The organism is Sphingobium sp. RC1 (assembly GCF_059738765.1).
In genome coordinates, this window is sequence record NZ_AP027306.1 from 1770215 (window position 1) to 1788211 (window position 17997).

Sequence of the window (17997 nt, forward strand, 5' to 3'; positions counted from 1 at the left end):
TAACCCGCCCGCTCCGTTGGCACCGGCGGGACTGCCATGCAAGGCTTTGCGTGAAAGAGCCTTCTTTGCCAGCCGGTCAAAGGCCGAACAAGCGGGTCAACGACTTGTCCAGCATCAGCAGTTGCCAGAGCAATCGGCCATGATCGGCCATCCCGGACTTGTGATCGGCGGCGATGCGCCCCAGCGCCTTGGCGTCGAACCAGCCGGTTCGGGCAATCGCCGACCCACCCGCAATGGCGCTCGCCTCACCCGCGAGCGGCCCGCGAAACCAGTTGCTGATCGGCGTCACGAAGCCCATTTTCTGACGATAGAGAATGTCGTGGGGCAGGTAAGGCTCCATGGCCTTCTTCATCAGATATTTGCCGCTATTGCCCCGGATACGCTGGGCAACGGGCAAGCGGGCGGCGAACTCCACCAGCCGGTGATCGAGCAAAGGCTCGCGCGCCTCCAGCCCCACGGCCATGCTCATCCGGTCGGTCTTGGTCAGGATGTCGCCCGGCAACCAGATATGAATATCGGCATATTGCGCCCGGTCCAGCGGATCGCGCGCAGGCGCATCCGCCATGGCACGGATATAGCGGTCCTCGGCCCGATAAGCGCCCAGCCGACTGCGCATGTCCTGACTAAACAGCCTTTGGCGCAGAGCATGGGGCGTGACGCTGACGGATGCAGCATAAGCCTCGCTCCCCTCACCCGCCAGTTCGAGGAAGGTCGACTTTGCCCGCAGCGCTTGGGGCGCCCAATCGGCTTTCGGATACCAGCGGCCCAGGGTCCCGAAAAGCGGCGCGCGCACCGATGCAGGAATGAGGCTGCGCACCCGCTCCCCCTGCATCTGGAAGCGATGGCGGCGATATCCGGCAAAGGCTTCGTCGGCACCATCGCCCGACAAGGCAACTGTCACCTTCTCCCGCGCCAGTTCGCACACCCGATAGGTGGGCAGCGCGGAGGCATCGGCGAAGGGCTCGTCAAAATGATAGGCGAGCGTATCGATCAACCCATAATCATCGGGCGATACGATCCGCATACGGTGGTCGGTAGCAAAGCGCCGGGCAACCCGGTCAGCATAGGCACTCTCGTCCAGGCTCGCCACATCGAAGCCGATGGTACAGGTCTTGACCGCCTGATTGGACGCCTCCGCCATCAAGGCGACGACGCTGCTACTATCCACCCCGCCGGACAGAAATGCTCCCAGCGGCACGTCGGAAACCATGCGTGACCGAACCGCCTGCCGCATCAGGGCGACCAGTTCCTCCTCCAACGCCTCCGGCTTAGCCTTGCTGCGTTCGGCAAAGCTCACATCCCAATAGCGCTGCGGCTGGGGCACGGGCCGCCCACGCACCAGCCGCAATGTGTGACCGGCCGCCAACTTGCGCACGCCCGCAACGATGCAGGCGTCGTCGGGCACATAGCCATAGGCCATGAAATCCTCGACCGCCGCCAAATCTGGGGCGCGGCGGAGCAGCGGGTGAGCGAGCAGGGCCTTCAATTCCGATCCAAAGATCAGACTGCCATCCGAAAGCTGCGCATAATATAGCGGCTTCACCCCCAGCCGGTCGCGCACCAGCCACAGCGACTGCGCCCGCGCGTCGAACAGGGCAAAGGCGAACATGCCATGGAACCGCTCGACACAGGCCTCGCCCCACTGGCGATAGCCGTGAAGGATCACCTCCGTATCGCTGTCCGTACGGAAGACATGCCCCTTGGCCTCCAACTCCGCGCGGACTTCGGCGAAATTATAGATCTCGCCATTGAAAGTGACGGCCAGGCTCTCATCCTCGGTCAGCATGGGCTGCGCCCCGCCGCCAAGGTCGATGATGGAAAGGCGCACATGGCCCAGCCCGACGCCCGGCGCCGTCCACGTACCGCCGCCATCGGGTCCGCGATGTGGCATCACATCCAGCATCGCGCGCACCCGCGCTGGATCGACCGGCTTGGCCGTTTCAAGATGGAAGATGCCCGCTATCCCGCACATGCGAAGGGGCTTTAGCGGATGCCGAGGCTGCGGTCAGCCAAATCCTTCACATCGCCAATATCTTGCAGGAACAGCGCGATGGCGGCGTCGGCGGGCTTGCCCTGCCGCTCTTCGGCCGAGACGATGAGGGCAGCGGCGCGTTGATCGCGGCCGAGCAGCCGGGCCAGCATCGTGTCGATCTTCACGCGCGGCGCGCTGCCGGTGACGGGGCCGTCTCCCACCTTGTAGAAGCTGACGGCATGGCGGACCACCGGCCCGGGGGCGGTCATCTGCTCGCCTAGCCCGTTCGAGGGGGCGGGCGCAGGCGAGGACCATGACCAACGCTGGTCAGGATTCGCGGCGCCTTGAGCAAAGCCCACAAGCTCACGCCCCTCATCCTGCCGGTCAAAGCTGGCGATGGCGAGGTCAACCATATCTCCCGCCGCATTCCGGTAGCGTCCAAGGACAAGATAGTCCGCCCCATCGAATCGCGGTCTCCACGGGTAGCGCGGCTGCGCCGAAGTCAGTGCCCAGTCCTTGACCGCAGGGAGAGTCGGCGCACCGGGCAGTGGCTTGCTCGCCGCAGCGCTCACGATCAGCCAGACGGGCGCGGCAAGCACCAACACGCTCGCTGCACCAACTGCGACGACAAGCGGGAGGCGACCACGAATGAGGCTCCCAAGCCGAGCAGGATCAAACCATCGATCACCCGGCCGTCGGTCGAAAAAGGGCCACGCTGCGGCCATCACCACCGCCATGATGATAGCGAAAAAGACCCAGCCATACATGACATGGTCAAAGCCGACCGCAGCCTCGATATTGGTCAGATGCGCGATCCATATGGTCCCGAACGCACGCAAGCCGTTGGCCAGCACCGCCAATATCAGCGCACCTGCCATGAAGAGGATGCGACGCCGCCAGCTTGCAAAGCAGACATTGCAGACCAGCGCGCCATAGGCCGTCATCGCAATGACGAACTTCGCGCCCGAGCAGGCCTCCGCCACCCGGAAATAGCCGGTCGGCGTCGTTATGAAGATGCCGTCCAGATGCGCGGGAACGCCCGCAATGCCGAGAAAGACCATGCATAGCCGCGCCGTGATCAATTGCAGCGGCGCGACCAGTTCCTCCCCCACCGGCACCATGAAGAAGGCGTAGAAAAGCGGGAACAGCAGCGCCCTCGCCACGGCAGGCCCGAGCAGCGTGATGACGCTACCCTGCAACATCAGGATGATCGCCGCATGGCGGAACACCGCGACACCCGCCGCCGCTCCCAACAGCCAGGCGAACGCGCCCAGCGCCATCCAGATTAATCCGGGAGCCCAGGGTACGGGCTGAAGCTGGCGCAGGCCGGGAAGTCTCTGCTGCACCAGCCACGCGATCAGGAACGGGATGAAGAGGCAATGGCCGAAGGTGGACGCATTCCACCATATCGACACCATACCCGCCGCATCGCGATGGAACAGCGTCAGGATCAGGAACGCCAGAACGCCAAGCGCGGCGAGATGCCCGCGCCAGCCTTCCACGCCAACGTTGCGCGCTCGAGACAAAGACAGCGTCCTGTCAGTCACGCGGCCCGGCTGCCTAAAGCGGGGACAGGACCGAACAGCATATCCGGCAAGCCCTTGAGCGTTTCCGACCAGCGATAGCGTTGCTCCACTCGCGAGCGGGCAGCCTCGCCCAGACGCCGCGCCCGATCAGGATCAGCCAGCAGCGCGCATATCTTTTCGACCTCTGCGGCAGGATCAGCCGCGATGAGAAAATGCACCCCGTCCTGCGCATCGATGCCTTCGGCCGCTTGCGGCGACGCGACGATGGGCCGCGCCATGGCCATCGCCTCCAGCACCTTATTCTGTATGCCTCGAGCGATCCGCAGCGGCGCAACCACAATATCCGCCGCCGCCAGCCAGCCGCGAACATCAGGCACCGCGCCAGTCACAATGACGCCGGGCAGTTGAGACAACGCGTTGACGGTCGGCGAAGGATTGCGCCCGACGATGGCAAAGCAAGCCTCGGGATGTCTGGCTCGCAAGGCTGGCAAGCTATCACGCGCAAAGCTTTCTACCGCCTCGACATTGGGTCGATAGTCCATCTGCCCGGTGAACAGGATGAGCGGACCCGCCGGTCGCGCAACCCCATCAAATTCGGCCGCCGGATCGAAATAATCCAACGCCACGCCATTATCCATGCCGATGACCCGCGCGCCGTCCAGGCCCGCAGCCTCCCGGAACAGTGCGGCCTCGGCTTCACTAACGAAAGCGCTGACATCAGCACGCTCGGCAGTGGCACGCTCAAAATCGAGCAGAACCCGCCCTTCGCGCCGGTTGATCCACCCCATGGCACCGCCGCCTGCCGCTCCATAGCTCGCATATTTGGCCGAATCGAAATCGACGAAATCCATGACGAAACGAACGCCATCGGGAAGCACCGGCACAAAATGCGCCATCTGCACCGAATAGGCCATCACCGCCGCGATCGGCCGCTCCGCCAAAGTCGTCCGCACCCATTGATGCAGCCGCTTGTCATCAAAGAGGGACACCAGCATCGGCTGCCGCCTAACCAATCCGGACAGACCCGCCACAACGCGCGACCTGTCGCGCTTCAGCACGTACTGGCTCGCCGTCATCTCCGCCATGGCCGATGCGAAACTCAGGTCGCGATCGTCATCCGCAAAGCAGCCGACATGCACCGGCGCTATCTCCGCCAGCCGCTTCAATATGTGATAGGATCGGATCTTGTCGCCCCGATCAGGTGGAAAGGGGATGCGGTGGCAGAGGAAAACTATCTCGCCCGTCATCCCAGCCCCCGCGAAATCAGCGGGCCGATCAGGTTGGCGATCGGCAGCGGCAGCTTCTTCCACATCTCCACGCGACGCTGATATTGCGCGCTGTTAGGATTGATGTCGCGCCGCTCGCCCGTCGCCGACCAGCTATGATAGGCGAGTGGCACTGGATCAAAGCCAAAGCTCTTCTTCCACGCGGCCTGCCCGCTTCCCGTCTTGGATCGGCCGAAGTCGAACAGGCGCATGCCGCGTGTCCGCCCATGGCCCATCAGCCGGTAATACATGAGTTCGTTGGAACGCAGCCGCCGCGCCTCGGCGACGCCGCCTCCCCAGAATGGCATGACCCGCCCCTGATGGTAGAGTGTCAGCACTCCCGAAACCGGCCGGTCACCCTCATAGACGATCAATATGTCGGCATCCTCACCGAACGCCGCCAGCACTTCGCGAAACAGGCGCTTCGGAAAAACCGGCGTCCCGAGATTGCGCACGCTCTGCGCATAAACATCATAATGCGCCCGCACGAGATGATCGTCCCGCCCAACCTCAACCCTCAACGCCGGATTAGCCAATGCCTTGCGCAATTCAGCCCGGTGCTTGCGTGGGACAGCGAGCAACTCACCCTCGTCATCGGCAGCGATCGGCCTGACGAAGCCGAGATGGCTTCCCGCATGAACGCTCCAGCCCTCGCCGGGTGATGACCCGCCGCGCAGTTCGACCGAAGCGACGCCGCGATCCCGTGCAAATCCTTCAGCAGCGCTCGCCAGCGCCGACGAAATGGCAGAATCGCTCGCCAATATGCCGCCATCGACGGCAAAGCCCGAAGACACGAGCGCTTCACCGAACAGGCGGCTTTTCATGTGCGTCAGCGGGAGAAGACCCGCGATCTGCCCCGACGAAGCGACAGCAGCCAGCATATGCGCACGATTGCCAGTGCCACGCTCAACCGCCTTGATCCAGGCAGGCCGATGGAAAGGCGTTCCGTCCACCATGCCCTCAACGAAGGCATCCACCGCAGCCACCTGCACGGCGTCGTCCAAATCGAGCGTGATCACGCCGACTCCGCCATCCACCCTCATGCCGCCAACTCCGCCTCGCGAGCGACAAGCGCATCCACGCGCGTCCAGGAAAAATCAGCGGTCAGCCGACGCAGCTTGTTCGCCATCACGGACAGATTGCTGTAATGGCGCAAACGCGATCGAAGCGGCGCTCCCGCCACGCGCGGCTGGTCGGGATCAATTTCCCAGGGATGGAAATAGATGATGGCGGGCTGCTTCTCCCGCCCATTCACTTGCCGGATAGCCCAGCGGGAAAAGCCATAGGGCAGCAACCGGAAAAATCCCCCACCGCCCGCAGCCAACCTCCGCCCGCCAAACTTAGCCGTCGTCACCGGCAGCTCCAGCAAATCACTCCCCGCCACCGGCCGCCAGGCAAAGCGGGGCGATTCAGGCCAGCCATAATGATCATGTCGGATCGGCGCGACGCTGCTGGAATAGCGATAGCCCTCCTCCGCCAATATGGCGTGCGCCCAAGGCGTCCGATGGTCGATCGAAAAGCTGGGCGCCCGATAGCCAATGACGCGCTGCCCGCTGGCATCCTCCAGCAGGGCGCGCGACCGGCGCAAATCCGTGCGAAACGCCTCCGGGCTCATCGTAAAGACACGCGCATGATCATAGCCATGGCTCGCCACCTCATGCCCAGCCTCCGCGATCCGCCGCATCAACGCAGGATAGCGCTCCGCCACCCATCCAAGCGTGAAGAATGTCGCGCTGACCCCCGCCTCAGCAAACAGGGCCAACACGGCATCCGTATTGCGCTCCACCCGATGCGTCAGTCCGTCCCACGAAGACCGGCTGATCGTGCGCTCAAAAGCGCCGACATGAAACCAATCCTCCACATCGACCGATAGGGCATTCAGCACCATGATGAAGCGTCAGGCGGCGGCGCTATGCGGCGCGTCGCCCATCCGCTGTTCACGCTCCACCCAATCCACCAGCAGCGTCAGCACGCGACGGAGCGCCGTATCCTGTTCGCCCACGCGGAATTCCAGCGAGGAAAGCCGCTCCTCGATCAGAGTGAAGCAATCCTTCAGCGCCTCGGGGTCCACCGCCTCGATGGCGACCTGTTCGATCCGCAGCGAATCTACTTCCGCGCGCAGCGTGGCAATCTCGTCCATCAGCGCGGGCGATGGCTCGGGCTGACGCGACCGCAGCGCATTAAGTTCGGCGCGCAGTGTTTCGCGCGCGGGTTCCGCCTGCGCCGCGACCGGAGTCACAGTAGGCGCCTCCTCCGCTTGGTCCAGCACGGATGACGGCATCGGTTGCACGGCAACATCGCTGTCCGCGCCCATATCCTCGATCACCGCCTGCACTGCAGCCGCATCGATTTCCGACAACTGATCCAGCGCACCCAGCAGCAGCACACGGCTGGCCAGCACATTGACCCGGCGCGGCACGCCCCCGGTCGCGGCATAGATCGCCGCGAACGCATCTGGCGTGAATTGCGGATCACCATTCCACCCGACGATCGACAGGCGATGCAGGATATAGGGTTCAACCTCCTCCGGCTGCATCGGATCGAGATGATGGGTCGCGATCACGCGCTGCCGCAACTGCTCCAGTTGCGCGGACTTCAGCAGATCGCGAAATTCCGGCTGGCCCAGCAGGAATATCTGCAACAGCGACTGCCCGCCCAACTGGAAGTTGGAAAGCATGCGCAGCTCTTCAATCGCCGAAACAGAGAGGTTCTGCGCCTCATCGACGATCAGCAGCGACCGCCGCCCTGCGCGCGCCTGACCATGCAGGAACGCCTCGATCTGCCGCAAAATCTGCGCCTTGGGCATGTCATCGGTCGGCAGGCCAAAGCTCTGCGCGGTGAGGCGCAGCATGTCGTCCCCGCCGACCTGGGTGGATACGATCTTGACCGCAGTGAGCCGCGCCGGATCGATCGTCGCCATCAGGTGCCCGACCAGCGTCGTCTTGCCCGCGCCGATGTCGCCGGTAATGACAATGAAGCCTTCACCCTGCGCCAGGCCATAGCCCAGATAGGACAGCGCCTTGCGATGGGTCGCGCTTTCAAAATAGAAATGCGGGTCGGGGGTCAGCTGGAACGGGCGGCCCTCAAATCCGTAGAACTGGTCGTACATCTCTCGTCTCCGGACGCGATTAGAAGCTGTACCGCAGGCCGACCTGGCCCATGGCGTTGATGACGGCATCGAGATCGTCCGCCTTGGCACTGTCGAGCCCAAGCGAAGCGGAAGCCTGAAGATTGCGGTTAATAAGGCGGTTGTAGCTGGTGAACGCGCCCAGGTTCAGCACGTCGAGCCGTGCGCCGCTCGCATCGAAATAATTGGCGTAGACGGCGCTATCCAGACTGGACCGGCTGTCGATCACGTAGCTGAGCGAGGCGGTGCCATACCAGTTCTGGTCCCGCGTTCCGCGCACGAACACCGTCTGACCCGAAGGCGTCACAAACTTGCGCTGCGAATAGCCAAGGCCGACGCCAAGGCCCCAAGGTCCCCGCTGCGCCGCATATTGGGCGGCAACACCACGATAGCGGAAGTTCGCGTCGGTAACCCCGGTCAGCGCATCGTTGAAGCACTGCCCGCCGCCACTCTGCGAGAAGGCGCAGCCGGTGAAATCGCCAGTGAAGGGATTGCGCACGACATTCAGGCTGCTGCCCGAGACCGCCGCAACATTGGACGTGATGATCCGCCCAAAGCTGTCGATGCCGTCGAACACCACCAGCGCAAAGGACTGGCCGCGACCCTGCCATACGAAGCTACCCGTATAGGTCATGCCGCCATAGCGTTCGCCGACCCGCGCTTCCAACGAGGTGCGGCGATTGGGACGCCAGAGCACGCCAACGTCCCAGATGATGTCATCGAAATCATAGATCAGCGAGCGCGGCGAACTGTCGTCAGTGACATAGCGGCCGTTGCGGATGACTGGCACCCCGCTCGAATCCAACTCGGGCGAGCGCTGGCTGATCTTGATCCGTTCATAGCCTACACCCCCGGCAAGGGCGACAGTCGGCGACACCGGCAGCGTCGCATCCACGCGGCCCCATGCATCCTCGAACCGCTGATCCAGTTCGCTCGCATCTTCCCGGTCATAGCCAGCGCTGGCCACGATGCCGAGCGGCAGCCAAACACCCGGCGCCACGCCGACCGAACCAGCGAGGCTGTGCGAAACCGAGTCAGCGAAGGAACCGACATTGGGCGCTCCGGCAAAATCGGCGTTCACATCCTCATCCACCCGCGCATAGCCGAGCCGATAAGAGGCCGTGACGTCGATGTCGCCGAAGGATGAGGCGTAGGACGGCGCCACATAACCGGCATAAACCTGGCTAGTCTGACTATCGTTCAGCGTCGCCGCGCCCGAAAGGCCATCCGTACGAATGCGCGTCGCAAGCGCCCCCGCATTCAGGGTGAGCCCATGCGACACCAGATACTGGCCCGAAACGATACCGCTGATCACATCCTGATCGCTGGCCTCGCTTCCCCAGCCAAAGCTGTGATTATATTGAACGTCAGCGACCGCCTCGACACGGCGCGTCTGCAACTGCGCCGTCAATCCCGCCGTCACATTGGTATAGGTCAGGACATCGCCACCACCTTTCAACGGCACGAGCACGGTTTGATCAACGCCCAGATAGGGGGTAACTTCGACCTTCCGCTCCTGCGCCATGACGGGCGAAGCGGTCAGCGTCAGCGCGCCCAGCAACCCCAGGGAAGTACGCAGCATCATGCGTCGTCGCTCCCCTCACCATAATAGCTGCCAAAGCGGCGGCCGCTGGCGGAGAAGGTCACGCCGTTCAGCAGCAACTGCACCTGCCCCGCCGCCTTCAGCATGCCCGCCGCGTCACGCAGCGCGCTTTCGCTCGTCTGGTCGGCGCGCACCACCAGCAACGCGATGGCTGCATGGCTCGCCAGCACGGCACCGGCCGACGCAGCGAGCAAAGGCGGCGAATCGAACAGGATGACCCGGTCCGGCCGCCCCTCGGTCAGGCGGCGAAGCAGCGTTTCCGTCCGCGCCGAAGCCAGATATTCCGTGTCGTTGTTGCTCCGCTGTCCCGCAGGCAACACGGCAAAGGACGGAATATCCGTACGGATCACACAGTCCTCGATCGCGACCGACGGATCGGCAATGGCATCCATCAGCCCCTGCCCGCTCGTCAGGCCCAGCGCCTCTGGAATGCCCGGCTTGCCGAAGTCAGCATCGACCAGCAGGATCTCCCGATCCTTCTCCGCCGCCAGACTTAGCGCCAGGTTGATCGCGCAGAAGCTCTTCCCCTCCCCGCTATGGGCCGAGCACACCAGCACACGATTGCCGCGCGGATCATCGCCAAGCTGCGCAAGCAGATCGCGTTTCAGCAGCCGGAACTCCTCGCTAATCGCAGTCGCCGGACTATCGGGCGACAGCCAGCCATTTTCGGCCAGAGCAATCCGGTCGATACTTTGCACCGGCCCACGCCAGTCAGGCGCGCGATATCCCGCCTCCACAGCCACCGGCCGGGCAATCTCCACCACTGGCGGCAAGACCTCATCGGCAGGCACTTCCACAGCAGGAGCAGCACGCCCCTGCAAAGCCGCGCTGAAATCGTAGATTTCCGTCGCCCGCTCGATCAGCGAACCTTTGGAAAGGGAGCTATGCTTGTTCATCTTGCCGCTCCTCAGGCCATGCCACGCTGGATAAATTCGACGAGGATCAGCAGCACACACAGCGCCGCCAGCCCCCCGCTCGCACCGGCGAGCCATTTCAGCCGCTGCTTCTCGACCGCCCTCTGCGCGGCGCTAACCGTCTGCGTGATCGAACCGATGACCGGCAGGCCAACCGCCCGCTCCAGCCGTGCCGCCGTCGGGAAGCTGCCCTTGAGCTGCCCCATCGCAAAGGCGCTGCCGATGCCTGCACCAATGCCGACGATCAGTACACCGAGCAGCAGTAGCGGCCGGTTCGGCGCCGATGGCGCGGTGGGCGCACTCGGCGGATTGATCACGCGGAACTGAACGGAGCCCGTCTCGGTCTTCACATCACCGCGCAGGCGCACATCCTCGCGATCAGCAAGCAGCTTGTCATATTGAGTCTTCAGCACCTCATAATCGCGGTCGAGCTTTTCCTGCTCGGCGGCGAGGCCCGGCTCATCGGTCTGGCGCGATGACATTGCATTAAGGTCAGCCTGAAGCTGCGCCTTGCGCGTCTGCAAAGCCTGAACAGTCGCCGCCCGCTCCGCCTGCATCGACTTGATCGACAGATACGCAGGGTTGGGCGAACCAGCCGCCCCGCCCCCGCCGCCACCCTGACGGCGCAGCGCTTCGACCTGACGCTGGGCCGCGATCACATCCGGATGGTCAGCGGTCCAACCCCGCGCGCGCATTCCGGCAAGGTCCGCCTGAGCCTGCGCCAATGCGGAAGGGCCGCCCGAAGCGCCAACACCCGGCAACACCTGCGGCGTTCCAGCAAGCTGGCCGTTCATGGCGCTCAGCGCACTCGACGCCTGCACCAGCTGCGACTCGATATTGTTGATCTCCATCCGCGCCGCGTCCATGCGCTGGCCTATGGAGCCCGCGCCCGGCAGCATCCCAGCATAGCGCTGCTCGAACTCGACACGACGTTGCTCTGCGGCAGCCAATTGACGCCCGCGCGCCGCGATCTGCTGGTCAAGGAAGGCAAGGCTCTGCTTCGTCTCGACACGGTCGGACGACAGGTTCGTTTCCTGGAAAATCTCGATCAGCTTCTGCACCGCCTGCTGCGCGATCCGCGCATTGGCTCCGTCCGACAGGCTGGAGTCCGCCGACTTGGCGCTGATATCGATCATGCTCGGATCGATCTGCGCCATCACAGTGATGCCTTCACGCAGCGCCGTAATCTTGGCCGCCATGTCGCGCGGCCCGCTGATCGTCTGGTTAAGGTCGGTTTCCTTGACCACCCGCTCCAGATTGGCGGTGCTGGCCAGCGTCTGGCGCACGCGATCAAGGTCCTGTTGCGACTGGACTTGCGTAATGCCGACCTTGTCCTGCAACAGCGACTGCGTATTCACGTAAACACGCGCCTTGCTCTCATAGCTGTTGGGCACCAGAGCCACGCCCAGCCACCCCAGCATGCACACGCCCCAAGCCACGGCCAGCGCCAGCCAGCGCCGGGTCCATATGCCGTGAAGGGCAATCAGCAGTTCGTCGTAAAGACCGGCCATATCAGAACATGCTTTCCGGAATGATGATGACATCGCCCGGCGCCAGCATGACGTTCGCCTTGCTATCGCCGCGCTTCAGCAGATCGCCGATGCGGACGTTGAATTCCTGCTGCTTGCCCTGTTCCTTGTTGAAGCGCACGAGCCGCGCCCGGTTACCCGCCGCATATTCGCTAAGGCCCCCGACGGAAATCATGGCGTCAAGCAGCGTCATGTTGGCGCGGTAAGGAATGGACGCAGGCTTTTCGGTCGCGCCCACGATCCGCACCTGCTGACTAAAGGTGCCCGAGAAATTGTTGACGATCACCGACACCAGCGGATTTTCGATATATTTGGTGAGCGCCACCTTCATGTCGTCGGCCAGTTGCTTGGGCGTCTTGCCCACGGCTGGCATGTCGGCGATCAGGGGCGTGGTAATCCGCCCATCCGGCCGCACCTGAACCTTCGCGCCCAATTCCGGGTTGCGCCATACAAAGACAGTCAGGTCATCGAGCGGCCCGATCACATATTCCTCGCCCGGCCCTTCCTGCTGCGCCACGAAGGATGCCGAGGGCAGCTGGGCACCACCGCCTCCAGAAGCGCAGGCCGACAGCGCCAAGGCGGGCAGCGATGCGCCGATCAGAGCTCGGGAAAGCGACAGGAAACGCATATCTTCACCTCATGACAGGGCCGCACGCATGCACGGCCGCCAAGCAAGTGAAGCGGCCGCAAAGCGATGGGCTTTGGGCCTCTTCTTGCCCCTAAAGGGTAAAGATACGGTTAGGCGTCAAACTATTGGTATATCAGCCAAGTAATAGTTCGAGCGCAGGCGGATGCCCCAAAAAGGCGGCGGGACTAGCCGAAGCACCATAGGCCCCCGCCGCGAAGATCGCGATCAGGTCCCCTTCCACCACCGGCGGCAAAGCAACCTTGTCGCCCAGCTTGTCGATCGGCGTGCACAGACAGCCCACGACCGTGACGGCCTCCTCCGCAGGCGGCGCGCCATAACGGTTCGCCACCGCCATCGGATAGTTGCGCCGAACCACCGTGCCGAAATTCCCGCTTGCCGCCAATTGATGGTGCAATCCGCCATCCACCACGGCGAACGTCTCGCCCTGGCTCTGCTTCACATCGACCACACGGGTCAGGTAGACGCCCGCCTCGCCCACCAGCCAGCGGCCAAGCTCCATCGCAAACTCACTGCCCGCCAATATATCAGCGCGGGCATGCAGCGTCTGGCCCAGCGCCTCGCCGATCGGCGCAATGTCCAACCGCTGATCGCCCGGAAAATAGGGAATTCCAAATCCCCCACCCAGGTTGACGAGCGGCGGCGCAGTACCCACTGCATCCGAAAGCCGCGCCGCCAATCCCACTGTTGCCGCCTGCGTGTCGATCAAGGCTTCCGCGTCCAGCGCCTGCGATCCCGCAAAAATATGCCAGCCGCGCCAGTCCGCTCCCGCGTCGATCAACGATCGGGCAAGCCCCGCCGCCCGATCGGCATCGACGCCAAAGGGCTTGGCCCCGCCGCCCATGCGCATGCCCGACCCCTTAAGGTCAAAGTCGGGATTGACCCGCACGGCGAGCCGGGGCGTCCGCCCCCGCTTCTCCGCGATGGCAAGCGCTCGGCGCGCCTCTCCTTCCGACTCCAGGTTCAGCGTCACGCCAGCATCGATCGCAGCCGCAAGTTCATCATCGCGCTTGCCCGGCCCGGCAAAGCTCACATGCGCCGCATCCATCCCGGCTTCCAGCGCTCGCGCCATTTCGCCGCCAGAAGCCACGTCAAAGCCATCAACCAGCCGCGCCATACGTTCCAGCAACGCCGGATAAGGGTTCGCCTTCACCGCATAATGGATCGACAATTGCGATGGCATGGCCTCCCGCAAATCGCGCACCTGCCGCTCGACTATCCCCATGTCATAGACGAACAACGGCGTATCCCCCGCCTCGTCCACCAGACTCGCCGCACCGCATCCGCCGATCAGCAACATGCCTTCCTCACCCTCGAAAAAGGGCGGAACAGGTCCCATCGGCTTCATCTGTCATATTCCTTGGCCAGTGCCACTCGGTCGATCTTGCCATTAGGCGTCCGGGGAAAATCCGCCAGCCGGATGATCGTCCGGGGCTGCATGAAATTCGGCAATTCGGTCTTCAACCTCGCCTCGACCGTCGCCTCGGCATCAGCGTCGCCAGATCGGATGAGCAGCAGCACCGCCTGCCCCAACCGTTCATCCTTGATGCCCAGCGCGACGGCCTCCGCCACCCCAGGCACCGCCACCGCCGCTTCCTCAATCTCTGTCGGACTGATGCGATTGCCCGAGGATTTGATCATCGCGTCATCGCGTCCAACGAAATAGAGCAGCCCTTGCGCATCCCGTCGCACGCTATCCCCTGACCAGACCGCCATACCGCCATAGCGAGAGGACGGCGGCGCAGGCTTAAACCGCTCTGCCGTGCGCGCCTCATCCCGCCAATAGCCTTGCGCCACCAACGGCCCGCAATGGACCAACTCACCCGCTTCATCATCGTCCGTCAGGCTGCCGTCGGGCCGCACCACCAATATCTCCGCATGCGGGATCGCCGACCCCATCGAGTCGGGATAACGATCCACAAGCGCTGGCGGCAGATAGGTGGACCGAAAAGCCTCGGTCAGCCCATACATGGGATAAAGGTCAGCCTTGGGGAAAAGACCGCGCAATTTAGCCACCAACGGCCGGGTGAGCGCGCCACCACTACTCGTCAGGCGCTTCAGCTTCCCCGCCACTTCCGGCTTCCATTCAAGCTCCGTCAACTGCACCCAAAGCGGCGGCACCCCGGCCAGCGTCGTGATGTCGCGCTTGTCCACCGACTTCATGACGTCACGCGCCGTCAGATAGTCGAGCGGATAGACGCACCCGCCCGCATACCAGGTCGAAAACAGCTGATTCTGCCCATAATCGAAACTGAAGGGCAGCACGCACAAGGTCCGGTCCTCGGCATTGAGGCCCAGATAGCGGGCCACACTCGCCGCACCGAGCCATAGATTGGCGTGGCTGAGCATCACCCCCTTGGGCCGCCCGGTCGAACCGCTGGTATAGAGGATCGCCGCCAGATCATGCGGCCCGGCTTCGGAGGGCGGCAGTCCATTCCCGCCGCTCATGGCTGCCGCCGCATCCTCCTCCCGCAACAGGCGGCAATCGCCCGGAACATCCCCCTGCTCCAAAGCATCAAGCCGCGCCGGAGTAGCGACCAGCAACCGCGCGCCGCTGTCAGCGAGGATATGCGCCACCTGCGCATGCTTCAGCAGCGGATTGACCGGCACATGCACCAAGCCCGCGCGCGGGGCCGCCAATGGCATCAGCGCGGCAACCGGACCCTTGGCAATCCAGCTTGCAACCCGCGCACCCCTTTCCAGCCCGAACCCCGCCAGCCAACCTGCAAGGCGACCAAGCGTCGTCTCAAGTTCGGCATAATCCTGCGATCCCGACCGGCCATCCAGCGCCGGACGCGCCGCCTCACCCCGCAACAACAGGTGGTCGATCGGGCGAACTTCCTCGCCATCGATCAGGGCGGTTCGGCTTAACTCCATTTCCAGACTTTTCACCTAAGGCATGGGGACAGTGCCGGGGAGATAATGATTTGCTGGTCACAAGGGAATACAGCACGATCGCAGATGCCCGGCAGGCGCTGGACGGGCGGATGGATCGCGCCGCGACGCCTTCCCTGTTCGACCGCATCGACTGGTTCGAATCGCTGCACGAACATTGTTTCAACAACCAGCAAGTCCGCATCTTTCAGGCTATAGAAGGACAGGTCGAAGCATGGCTGTTCCTGCTGTCGCCCTCTCCCGAACGGCAAAGCGCGCTTGCCAACTGGTACAGCTTTGCCTGGTCGCCGATATATCTCGGCGATCCTGATGAGCCGATGCGCCGCCGTCTGGCAGAGATACTCGCCGCCGAACTGTTCAGGACCGGCCGCCACATCGACTTTTATCCGGTCGGCGATACAGCGGAAATGCTCCTCGATGCCTTCAGGCGTAGCGGCTGGTTCGGCGTCCGGCGGCCCATGGGTGGACGCCATGTCCTCGCCCTGAACGGCCGCGACTTCGCCGCCTATTGGGCGGATCGCCCCAGCCGTCTGCGCAATCAGGTCCAGCGAAAGGCCCGCTCGAGCCACTTCACCATCGAGATTCGCCATCAGGTCGATGACACGCTGTGGCACGACTATGTGACGGTACATGCGAGCAGTTGGAAACAGCCGGAACCCGGCCTCTCCTTCCTGCGCACACTGGCAGAACGTGAGGCCGCCGCCGGGACGCTCCGGCTCGGCTTTGCGCGCCTCAATGGCCAGCCAGTGGCGACCCAGCTATGGACTATCGAAAATGACGTCGCCCTCATCCACAAGCTGGCGCATGATCGCGCTTTCGACGGCGCTTCTCCGGGCACATTGCTCAGCCACGCGATGTTCGCCCACGCCATAGATGCCGACAAGGTCCGCCACATCGACTACGGCACCGGCGACAACCCCTACAAGGCGGAATGGATGGAGCAGCGGCAAACGCTCTACCGTCTCGACTTCTTCAATCCGCGATTTGCCTCGACATGGATTCCCGCGGCGCGAACCGCGATTTCCGCCCTTGTGGGCTGAAGGCGGAACGATTAGGTAAGCCCCCCATCATGCGGGCGAAAACCTCTATGCCGGTCGACCGGACAAGCGACATGTCAAACGCGATGCGCGATCTGCTTCGCGATGTGCTGGCCCTGTCCCAGGAACGCGTCGATGCGTTCGACGCCGACACGCCCCTGTTCGGCGCTTTGCCTGAACTGGACTCCATGGCCGTCGCCACGCTGCTGACGGAGATGGAAGACCGGCTCGACATCCTGATCGAGGATGACGACATCGACGGCGAAACCTTCGAGACCTTCGGCACGCTGGTTGCCTTCGCGCGGACGAAGATAGAGGCCTGACCCTCTCATCGCCCCCCACCACCCGTTCGGGCTGAGCCTGTCGAAGCCCTCTTCTTTCCTTGAAGGACAAGGAGAGCCCTTCGACAAGCTCAGGGCGTACGGAGGATAGCGAAGACCCAGCAACGCGAAGCACGCAACGCGCACCCCCGCTCCACGCCCGCTTACTCCGCCGCCAGCGCCTCAAAATCCGCTTCGGCCAGGAACTTCTCCACGTCCAGCGCCGCCATGCAGCCCATGCCCGCCGCCGTCACCGCCTGCCGATAAATCTTGTCGCTGACATCACCCGCCGCGAACACGCCCGGAATAGCGGTACGCGTCGTGCCCGGTTCCACGATCAGATAGCCTTCATCCATCGGCAGCTTGCCCGCGAGCAGCTCCGTGGCAGGCTGATGCCCGATCGCGACGAAAGCCCCATCAGTCTCGATATGCGAAGCCTTGCCCGTCACCGTATCGATCAGATCGACGCCGACCAGCCCTTCCGGATTACCGCCACCCACAAACCGCTCGATCTTCTGGTTCCACAGCACCTTGATGTTCGGATGCGCAAACAGCCGCTGCTGCAAAATCTTCTCCGCCCGCAGCGAATCGCGGCGGTGGATCAGCGTAACGTCATGGCTATGGTTGGTAAGGTACAGCGCCTCCTCGACAGCGGTGTTACCCCCGCCGATCACCACAACCTTCTTGCCACGATAGAAAAATCCATCGCAGGTCGCGCAGGCGGAAACGCCCTTGCCCTGCAACAACTGCTCGCCTTCCGTACCCAGCCACTTCGCCTGAGCGCCCGTCGCGATCACCAGAGAGTCAGCAAAATAGCGCGTCCCGCTGTCGCCGGTCAGGCGGAAAGGCCGCTCCGACAGGTCAACGTCGACAATCTGGTCGTACATCATCTGCGCGCCAACATGCTCGGCCTGCGCCTGCATCTGCTCCATCAGCCATGGCCCCTGGATCACGTCGCGGAAACCCGGATAATTTTCCACGTCGGTCGTGATGGTCAGCTGCCCGCCCGGCTGCATGCCCTGCACCACGATCGGCGCCAGCCCCGCCCGCGCCCCATAAATGGCGGCCGAAAGCCCGGCCGGCCCCGAACCGAGGATCAGCATGCGAGTGGAATGGGTAGCGGTCATCAGATTCCCCAGCTCTTTAGATTCGTTTGTCGGGAT

At 63.5% G+C, this 17997-nt stretch carries 15 protein-coding genes; 2 read left to right on the forward strand and 13 right to left on the reverse strand.

Annotated elements, in window-relative coordinates; genetic code table 11:
• Window positions 1–76: 76 nt before the first annotated feature.
• From AC6JBC_RS08730 to AC6JBC_RS08785, 12 genes are all read right to left on the reverse strand, one after another.
• On the reverse strand, window positions 77–1972 hold the full coding sequence (locus AC6JBC_RS08730) for an XrtA/PEP-CTERM system amidotransferase (protein ID WP_498023849.1): 1896 nt from the start codon (window positions 1970–1972) through the stop codon (window positions 77–79).
• A gap of 11 nt (window positions 1973–1983) precedes the next feature.
• Window positions 1984–3519: an exosortase A gene (gene xrtA, locus AC6JBC_RS08735; RefSeq protein ID WP_498023850.1), complete on the reverse strand. Its 1536-nt coding sequence runs from the start codon at window positions 3517–3519 to the stop codon at window positions 1984–1986.
• The gene (locus AC6JBC_RS08740; protein ID WP_498023851.1) at window positions 3516–4745 is read right to left on the reverse strand and encodes a TIGR03087 family PEP-CTERM/XrtA system glycosyltransferase; all 1230 of its coding nucleotides are present in this window, start codon (window positions 4743–4745) and stop codon (window positions 3516–3518) included. Before AC6JBC_RS08740 ends, xrtA begins: the two co-directional genes overlap by 4 nt.
• Window positions 4742–5806, reverse strand: coding sequence for a FemAB family XrtA/PEP-CTERM system-associated protein (locus AC6JBC_RS08745; RefSeq protein WP_498023852.1), 1065 nt, complete (start codon window positions 5804–5806; stop codon window positions 4742–4744). The genes AC6JBC_RS08740 and AC6JBC_RS08745 overlap by 4 nt, the downstream gene beginning before the upstream one ends.
• Entirely contained in the window at window positions 5803–6651 is an 849-nt protein-coding gene (locus AC6JBC_RS08750; RefSeq protein ID WP_498023853.1) for an XrtA system polysaccharide deacetylase, read from the reverse strand. The genes AC6JBC_RS08745 and AC6JBC_RS08750 overlap by 4 nt, the downstream gene beginning before the upstream one ends.
• A 9-nt stretch (window positions 6652–6660) precedes the next feature.
• Window positions 6661–7872, reverse strand: coding sequence for an XrtA/PEP-CTERM system-associated ATPase (locus AC6JBC_RS08755; protein ID WP_498023854.1), 1212 nt, complete (start codon window positions 7870–7872; stop codon window positions 6661–6663).
• 19 nt (window positions 7873–7891) lie between these two features.
• Window positions 7892–9475, reverse strand: coding sequence for a hypothetical protein (locus AC6JBC_RS08760; protein ID WP_498023855.1), 1584 nt, complete (start codon window positions 9473–9475; stop codon window positions 7892–7894).
• Window positions 9472–10389: a P-loop NTPase gene (locus AC6JBC_RS08765; protein WP_498023856.1), complete on the reverse strand. Its 918-nt coding sequence runs from the start codon at window positions 10387–10389 to the stop codon at window positions 9472–9474. The genes AC6JBC_RS08760 and AC6JBC_RS08765 overlap by 4 nt, the downstream gene beginning before the upstream one ends.
• Before the next feature lie 11 nt (window positions 10390–10400).
• Window positions 10401–11918 carry an XrtA system polysaccharide chain length determinant gene (locus AC6JBC_RS08770; protein WP_498023857.1) on the reverse strand — a complete coding sequence of 506 codons (1518 nt, stop codon included), beginning with the start codon at window positions 11916–11918 and terminating at the stop codon, window positions 10401–10403.
• Between the two features lies 1 nt (window position 11919).
• Window positions 11920–12564 carry an XrtA/PEP-CTERM system exopolysaccharide export protein gene (locus AC6JBC_RS08775; protein ID WP_498023858.1) on the reverse strand — a complete coding sequence of 215 codons (645 nt, stop codon included), beginning with the start codon at window positions 12562–12564 and terminating at the stop codon, window positions 11920–11922.
• 133 nt (window positions 12565–12697) lie between these two features.
• Window positions 12698–13930 (reverse strand): pyridoxal-dependent decarboxylase, exosortase A system-associated, encoded by a 1233-nt coding sequence (locus AC6JBC_RS08780; protein ID WP_498023859.1) that lies wholly within the window; start codon window positions 13928–13930, stop codon window positions 12698–12700.
• The gene (locus AC6JBC_RS08785; RefSeq protein WP_498023860.1) at window positions 13927–15459 is read right to left on the reverse strand and encodes an acyl-CoA ligase (AMP-forming), exosortase A system-associated; all 1533 of its coding nucleotides are present in this window, start codon (window positions 15457–15459) and stop codon (window positions 13927–13929) included. Before AC6JBC_RS08785 ends, AC6JBC_RS08780 begins: the two co-directional genes overlap by 4 nt.
• Before the next feature lie 50 nt (window positions 15460–15509).
• On the opposite strand from AC6JBC_RS08785, the gene AC6JBC_RS08790 reads away from it, so the two are divergent.
• Together AC6JBC_RS08790 and AC6JBC_RS08795 are read left to right on the forward strand one after the other, a co-directional pair.
• The gene (locus AC6JBC_RS08790; protein WP_498023861.1) at window positions 15510–16517 is read left to right on the forward strand and encodes a GNAT family N-acetyltransferase; all 1008 of its coding nucleotides are present in this window, start codon (window positions 15510–15512) and stop codon (window positions 16515–16517) included.
• A 29-nt stretch (window positions 16518–16546) separates the two neighbouring features.
• Window positions 16547–16837, forward strand: a complete 291-nt coding sequence (locus tag AC6JBC_RS08795) for a phosphopantetheine-binding protein (protein ID WP_464772198.1) — start codon at window positions 16547–16549, stop codon at window positions 16835–16837.
• A gap of 161 nt (window positions 16838–16998) precedes the next feature.
• Here the strand turns inward: AC6JBC_RS08795 and trxB are convergent, their stop codons facing one another.
• Entirely contained in the window at window positions 16999–17961 is a 963-nt protein-coding gene (gene trxB / locus AC6JBC_RS08800; protein WP_498023862.1) for a thioredoxin-disulfide reductase, read from the reverse strand.
• Between the last annotated feature and the right edge of the window lie 36 nt (window positions 17962–17997).